Genomic DNA, 7218 nt, shown 5'->3' with positions numbered 1-7218 from the left:
TGTGACAGTTACTTTGCTGCTCCGTATCACTCTTGGGAAAGAGGTCAGAATGAGAATGCTAATGGGCTACTCAGGCAGTATTTCCCCAAGTCGATGGAGCTTAATAACGTTACAGAAAAAGAAGTCATCATAGCGGTTGATAAGCTGAATAATAGACCTAGAAAATGCCTTGACTACAAAACACCTTATGAGGCTTTCAAAGAGCAAAGAGTTAACTGGGATTGATGTAAGAAAAGTTATGGGTTATGTATTTATTACTTGAATTCAAGATAGTACAGTTATTCATGGACAATCCTTAAAGAAAAACAATTCTGTCTTGCTGCTCTGATAAAGTTTTGGCATAGCGTTTAAAGTCTTGAAAGACAAATGAGCTATCAAATAAGTACTTGAAACGCCAAGATATAACATTAGTCTCATAAATAGCTAAAAAGTTCCTCAACCCAGATAATATTTCTTATTGGAATGAGAGCAGTTGTGACCCCGCAGCCACCTGATCACCGGTTTGAAAATGAATCTGCTTAATCACGCCAGCTTCCCGGGCTGCAATACAGTGCTCCATTTTCATGGCTTCCATAATGACCAGGGGAGCACCTTGATCAACCGTTTCACCTTCTTTAACCATAATGGCCGTGATCGCTCCACTCATGGGGGCGACCGGTTTATGATCCTGATCGTTATCATGGTCAATCTTATGGCCGGGCAGAGTGACTTCATAGCTGGTGTCAGGAAGAAAAACCTTTAGCTGCTCGCCGGGCATTGGAATCACACGACCCTTTGCCATGTTGCTGGAGGCGGTAAATGTGAACTGACATGACTTGCCTTCACTCTCCTGTTGCCAGTGGGCAATCACGCTTAATGATTGATCATTGAAGTGCAGATGATAGGTATCCACATCTTTATGGATGCGAATCTGATATAGCTGATCATCCAAAGTGAGATGCACAATCGATTGAAGCTGTAGGGAAGTAGCAGCTATCTCAACACGCTGACGTTGATCTTCATACTGATAAATAGCGGCAAGGGAAAGTACCTGATATTGATCGTCTAGTTCAGATGAAAACGGATGTTGCTCGATAAAGTGAGTACTCAACAGCCCTTGTTGGAAGTCCGGCGTTTTCAGCAGATGTATTAAGAAATCACGATTATCGTAAACACCCGCCTGACCGTAATCCATTAACGCTTCGTGTAACCGTTGGATGGCAGCATCACGGGTTGCACCCCGGGCAATCACTTTAGCAACCATCGGGTCGTACCAGGCGGTGATACTGTCGCTCTTTTTAATGCCGGTATCAATTCTTAGATTGCCGTGGGTTTCAGGCCATGCCAGTGAGAAAATTCGACCGGATGCGGGGAGGAAATCTTGTCGGGGATTTTCCGCATAAAGACGCGCTTCTATAGCGTGACCATTGACGGATAGTTCATGCTGTTGAAGTGGCAGAAGTTCTCCGGCGGCAATGGTAAGCTGCCAGTTCACCAGATCCAGGTCCGTTATCATCTCTGTTACCGGGTGTTCTACCTGCAAGCGAGTGTTCATTTCCATAAAATAGAACTGCTCGCCTTCCAATAGAAACTCCACCGTACCGGCACCTTGATAGCCAATCGCTTTACCCGCAGCAACGGCAGCATTCCCCATCGCTTTGCGTAAATCATCCGACAAACCCGGCGCCGGCGCTTCTTCGATGACTTTCTGGTGACGACGCTGCAATGAACAATCACGGTCAAAGAGATAAACTCCATTACCATGGTGGTCGAAAAAAATCTGAACTTCTACATGGCGAGCCGTAGTGACAAAACGTTCCAGCAATAGCTTGTCGTTACCGAAGGCTTTACTTGCCTCCCGTCGTGCAGAATCCAGATGTTGTTGCAGAGAAGATGGGTTATCCACAACCCGCATGCCTTTTCCGCCCCCACCATAGGCGGCTTTAATCAATAATGGGTAGCCAATGAGCTGCGCTTCTTTCGTTAACTGTTCATCGGATTGATTGTCCCCGTGATAGCCCGGCGTTAACGGAACACCCGCTTCCCCCATAATCTTTTTGGCTTCACTTTTTGAACCCATGGCATCGATGGCAGAAGCGGGTGGGCCAACAAAGATAATTCCACTTTGTTGACAAGCTTCAGCAAAACCTGCGTTCTCTGATAAAAAACCATAGCCCGGGTGAATCGCATCAACCGCTTCCTGTTTGGCGATCTCCAGAATGTGGTCAGCCTTTAAATAACTTTCGCTCGCAGGGCTTGGGCCAATATAGATGGCTTTGGTCGCAAGCTGGGTGTGCAGAGCCTGAGCATCCGCATCTGAATAGATAGCGATGGTTTCGATGCCCATGGCGTGAGCGGTGTTAATAACCCGACAGGCAATTTCACCACGATTGGCAATCAACAGTCGTTTAATCATGAGTTGCCTCCCGCTTTCCAGGCAGGCGTTCGTTTCTCCAGAAAAGCGGATAAACCTTCCTGGCCTTCTTCAGAGGTTCGAACCCTGGCGATTTTCTCGCAGGTAGTATTGATTAACGATTCGTTGATAGTTTGGTTGCTCACCGTACGGATCAGCTGTTTTGCTTCGGCCATGGCAATGGGTGCATTTTGCAAAAGTTGTTCTGCAATCGCCTGTGCAGTTGCAGCCAACTCATCTTCACGACAACGTTCGTGAATAATGTTCAATTGTTGAGCCTGCCAGCAATTGATGGTTTCAGCGGAGAGGAAGTACCGTCTGGCCTGACGTTCACCCATCGCGCGAACCACATAGGGGCTGATGACCGCAGGCATTAACCCAAGCTTCACTTCACTTAAACAGAAGCGGGCAGACTCTGCTGCAATGGTAATATCACAGGCGGTGATTAACCCTAGCGCACCGCCATAAGCGGCACCTTGAATTAAGGCGAGTGTGGGCGCAGGGAAAAGATCCAGACGCTGTATCAGTTGAGCTAATTGTTGCGCGTCTTTGAAATTGTCTTCTTGGCTGAGATCTTTTGACTGGCGCATCCAATTGAGATCAGCACCGGTGCAGAAGTGCTTGCCACTGGATTTCAGTATCAACAATCGAACAGGCAGTCGGTCCAGCTCATCCAATGCTCGGTGAAACTCCGCAATCAGAGCTTCATTGAGCGCATTGCCCATTTCAGGTCGGTTTAAACACAGCGTGGCTGTAACACCACTGCCGTTTTTAAGGGGCTCTACTTCTAGTAGAAGCAGATTCAGCACCAGATTATTATTATTCGAAGCGGTCATGGTAATGAGTCCTGTTACATTCTGAATATGCCAAACCGGGTGTCTTCAATCGGTGCGTTCATGGCGGTTGAAAGACCGAGCCCAAGGACTGTTCTCGTCTCTAACGGATTGATGACTCCATCATCCCAGAGTCGTGCACTGGCGTAGTAAGGGTTTCCCTGATGCTCATAGCTATCAAGAATGGGCTGACGGATGGCTGTTTCCTGTTCTTCCGTTAATGGCGTACCTTGCTTTTCCATGGCATCCCGTTTGACCTGAACAAGAACACCTGCCGCTTGTTCTGCGCCCATGACGGAAATACGGGCATTGGGCCAGCTCCAGAGAAATCGTGGATCGTAAGCGCGCCCACACATGCCGTAGTTACCGGCACCAAAGCTGCCACCGATGATTACGGTGAACTTCGGCACTTTTGCACACGCCACAGCGTTCACCATTTTTGCACCGTGGCGGGCAATGCCGCCGGATTCTGCCTGTGAACCCACCATATAGCCGGTGGTGTTCTGCAGAAACACCAGGGGAATACGACGCTGGCAGCACAGTTCAATAAAGTGTGCGCCTTTCTGGGCGGACTCTGAAAATAGAATGCCATTGTTGGCAAGAATGCCTACCGGATAGCCGTGAACCCTCGCAAACCCACAGACCAATGTTTCGCCAAATAAGGCTTTGAATTCATCAAAGTCGGAATCATCAACGACTCGGGCAATCACTTCCCGCACATCGTAGGGTTGACGCAAGTCCGTTGGCACAACGCCGTAGAGTTCACTGATGTCGTACAAAGGCTCACGGCTCGGTTTCAGATCTAATTCAGCTTTTTTTACGGTGTTTAGCCGGGAGACAGATTGGCGAATCAGTTGAATGGCATGAGCATCGTTATTGGCGTAATGATCAGCAACACCAGACTGACGACAGTGAACATCTGCTCCGCCCAGTGCTTCTGCGCTGATTTCTTCTCCAGTGGCGGCTTTTACCAGGGGAGGACCAGCCAGAAAAATAGTGCCTTGCTGTCGTACAATAATGCTTTCGTCGGCCATGGCGGGCACATAAGCGCCACCGGCAGTGCAGGAACCCATGACAGCAGCAATCTGTGGAATACCTTTGGCGGATAAATTGGCCTGATTAAAGAATATACGACCAAAATGATCTTTATCGGGAAAGACCTCATCTTGTCTGGGCAAATTAGCTCCGCCGGAATCTACGAGATAAATACACGGTAAATTGTTCTGTTCGGCAATGGTTTGTGCCCGCAAATGCTTTTTGACTGTGAGGGGAAAATAGCTCCCACCTTTTACGGTGGCATCGTTAGCTACAATCATGCAGTCACGGCCAGAAATTCGTCCAATACCAGCAACTACACCGGCGCAGGGCACATAATCTTCGTAGACATTTTCAGCGGCGAGCAGCCCAACTTCGAGAAAGGGGGAACCGGGATCGATCAGCATGGCAATGCGATCCCGAGGGAGCAATTTACCTTTGCTGGTGTGCTTTTGCCGGGCTTTCTCTGAACCCCCTTGCTTCAGGCGTTTAGAGGTTTTATTCAGCTCGTCAACCAGTGACTGCATCTGACGACGGTTGTCACTGAAGCTGACACTGTCGATATTAATGTTGGTGGTAAGCGCAACCATAAGAAACTCCTTAATCCATTAATTAGTTGCCGGTTTCCTGAAACAACTCCCGACCGATTAACATACGACGAATTTCTGATGTTCCAGCACCAATCTCATAAAGCTTGGCATCTCTCAACAGGCGACCCGTTGGATAATCATTGATATAGCCATTCCCGCCCAGAATCTGGATCGCATCCAGTGCCAGAGAGGTGGCTTGTTCTGCGCAGTAAAGAATCGTGCCAGCTGCATCTTTTCGAGTTGTCTCACCACGATCACAGGCGGCAGCGACCGTATAAAGATAAGCTTTGCTGGCATTCATTCGGGTGTACATATCCGCCACTTTGCCCTGAATCAGCTGGAACTCACCAATGGCCTTACCGAACTGCTGTCGATCATGAATATAAGGCACCACCACATCCATGCAGGCTTGCATAATGCCGGTTGGACCGCCGGATAACACCACACGCTCGTAATCCAGCCCACTCATCAATACTTCAACGCCGCCGTTGTAGGCGCCGAGAATATTTTCTTCCGGCACTTCACAATCTTCGAAGACCAGTTCGCAGGTGTTAGAACCTCGCATGCCCAGCTTGTCCAGCTTTTGTGCTCTGGAAAATCCGGGGAAATTCCGCTCAACAATAAAGGCCGTTATCCCTCTGGATTTCTTTTCCGGCTCTGTTTTGGCATAGATCACATAGGTGGAAGCATCAGGACCATTGGTAATCCACATCTTGTTGCCATTCAGAATGAATTTGTCGCCTTTCTTTTCCGCTCTGAGTTTCATGCTCACCACATCAGAACCGGCACCGGGTTCGCTCATGGCGAGAGCGCCAACTGCTTTTCCGCTAATCAGGTCAGGTAGATATTTATCTTTCTGTGCTTCAGTTCCCATACGATGAATCTGGTTAACACAGAGGTTGGAATGTGCTCCGTAGCTTAGCCCCACAGAGGCAGATGCACGACTGATCTCTTCCATGGCGATAACATGGGCAAGATAGCCCATATCAGAACCGCCCAATTGTTCACTGACGGTAATCCCCAGCAATCCCATGTCCCCCATTTTTTGCCACAAATCTGAGGGAAACTGGTTGCTCTGATCGATATCCGCTGCCCGGGGGGCGATTTCTTTTTCAGCAAACTGCCTGACCTGATCTCTTAACAGGTCATTGGTTTCTCCAAGGTTGTAATTGAGTTGGCTGTACTGGCTCATGGCTAATCCTCACTGTTATTTTTATTAATTCAGGATTGTGGGTATTTACTTTTTATGGTCTCGCATCGCTTTCTGGCAACGCTTTTTGGCGTTAGCTAATTCATCTTTCATAATCTGAATATCCGCCAGCTGTTGTGCAAGACGCTCACTGGAGAGGTCTATAGCATCCAGTAAAGCTTGAAGCTGGTCGGTATTCTGTGAGCTTGGGTCGTACATTTCGATCAGTGCTCTGGATTCCGCCAGGCTGAAGCCCAGCCGCTTACCTCTCACGATCAGCTTAAGGTGCACACGGTCTTTTTTGCTGTACACACGCTGCATGCCTTTGCGGGCAGGGCTGAGCAACCCCTCATCTTCATAGAAGCGTATGGTTCGCGGGGTGATATCAAACTCTCGAGCCAGCTCTGAGATGGTAAACGTCGTTTCAGGCATATCGAAGGCAACCCTGATAATTTGTGCACTTATATAATGCAGAGTATAGATTCCCTTTACGTAAACGTAAACTATGAAATCATTGGGCTGGATTTTGTGGATAGTTGTCTGGAGGTGAGGTCAAGCGTATTGACGTCAGCATCAATGCTGAAGTTAATGAAAATAGAACTTATATTTGTTTGATTGTTTCAAGTGCTGAATGGCAGCGAGGAAATTATCCTAAGCATTTCCTCGCTGGTATATAAAAGCGCAACAAAAATACTATTTTGGCAAGCAGTTTATAAAACCTTGAGGATCGCCATTTGCAAGAACTTGATTTGGGAATATCTTGTTTATCTTGCTGACTTCGCTTTGATAATGCGCAATGTCTGCTTGAGCTTCACGTGAATTACTGTTTAATTTTTCCAGTTGTGATGTTAGCGCTCCCTTAAGAGGAGTGTAAGTGGCTTCCTGAGGGTAGTGATCTAGGAGGCTGTCGGACTTGAAAGTAAAAACCGGAGATGGGCAGCAATAAAGTCAAAAATCACAGAATCCAGTCTGGAAGCACTGTTTATGTCGTCAGTCTCTTATGCCCAAATATCCAAATAAATACGACAAATAACCTGTAAACCGCTATAAACTGCATAAAAATGATACTTTCCTGAAGATCTTTCAGCATCAGCGTAAACATCCGCTTCAGGTTAAAGCTCATGCACAGAAGATCCCATTCAGCAGACACTGCTTCAAGACCACGGACCAGAAATTGAC

Annotated in this window: 7 protein-coding genes; 1 reads left to right on the top strand and 6 read right to left on the bottom strand. The window is 47.6% G+C overall.

Annotated elements, in window-relative coordinates:
- On the top strand, positions 1-225 hold a 225-nt coding region (locus tag AKL11_RS25695; RefSeq protein WP_172807305.1), incomplete at its 5' end, for an IS30 family transposase.
- Positions 226-454: 229 nt separating this feature from the next.
- Here AKL11_RS25695 and AKL11_RS15620 read toward each other — a convergent pair.
- The 6 genes from AKL11_RS15620 to AKL11_RS25690 all read right to left on the bottom strand — a co-directional run.
- On the bottom strand, positions 455-2395 hold the full coding sequence (locus tag AKL11_RS15620; protein ID WP_067519092.1) for an acetyl/propionyl/methylcrotonyl-CoA carboxylase subunit alpha: 1941 nt from the start codon (positions 2393-2395) through the stop codon (positions 455-457).
- Positions 2392-3228, bottom strand: a complete 837-nt coding sequence (locus AKL11_RS15615; RefSeq protein WP_095210422.1) for an enoyl-CoA hydratase-related protein — start codon at positions 3226-3228, stop codon at positions 2392-2394. The genes AKL11_RS15620 and AKL11_RS15615 overlap by 4 nt, the downstream gene beginning before the upstream one ends.
- A 14-nt stretch (positions 3229-3242) precedes the next feature.
- Positions 3243-4850 (bottom strand): carboxyl transferase domain-containing protein, encoded by a 1608-nt coding sequence (locus AKL11_RS15610; RefSeq protein WP_067519090.1) that lies wholly within the window; start codon positions 4848-4850, stop codon positions 3243-3245.
- A gap of 22 nt (positions 4851-4872) precedes the next feature.
- On the bottom strand, positions 4873-6042 hold the full coding sequence (locus tag AKL11_RS15605) for an isovaleryl-CoA dehydrogenase (protein ID WP_067519088.1): 1170 nt from the start codon (positions 6040-6042) through the stop codon (positions 4873-4875).
- 45 nt (positions 6043-6087) lie between these two features.
- Complete coding sequence (locus AKL11_RS15600) at positions 6088-6471, bottom strand: MerR family transcriptional regulator (RefSeq protein WP_067519086.1); 384 nt, start codon at positions 6469-6471, stop codon at positions 6088-6090.
- Between the two features lie 550 nt (positions 6472-7021).
- A partial coding sequence (locus AKL11_RS25690; RefSeq protein ID WP_172807304.1) for a hypothetical protein occupies positions 7022-7218 on the bottom strand: 197 nt, incomplete at its 5' end.

Origin of the sequence: Endozoicomonas ascidiicola (genome assembly GCF_001646945.1) — a bacterium.
Classification (GTDB): Bacteria; Pseudomonadota; Gammaproteobacteria; order Pseudomonadales; family Endozoicomonadaceae; genus Endozoicomonas; species Endozoicomonas ascidiicola.
Note: the sequence above shows the minus strand (reverse complement) of the source record. Positions and strands in the feature narration are given on the sequence as shown.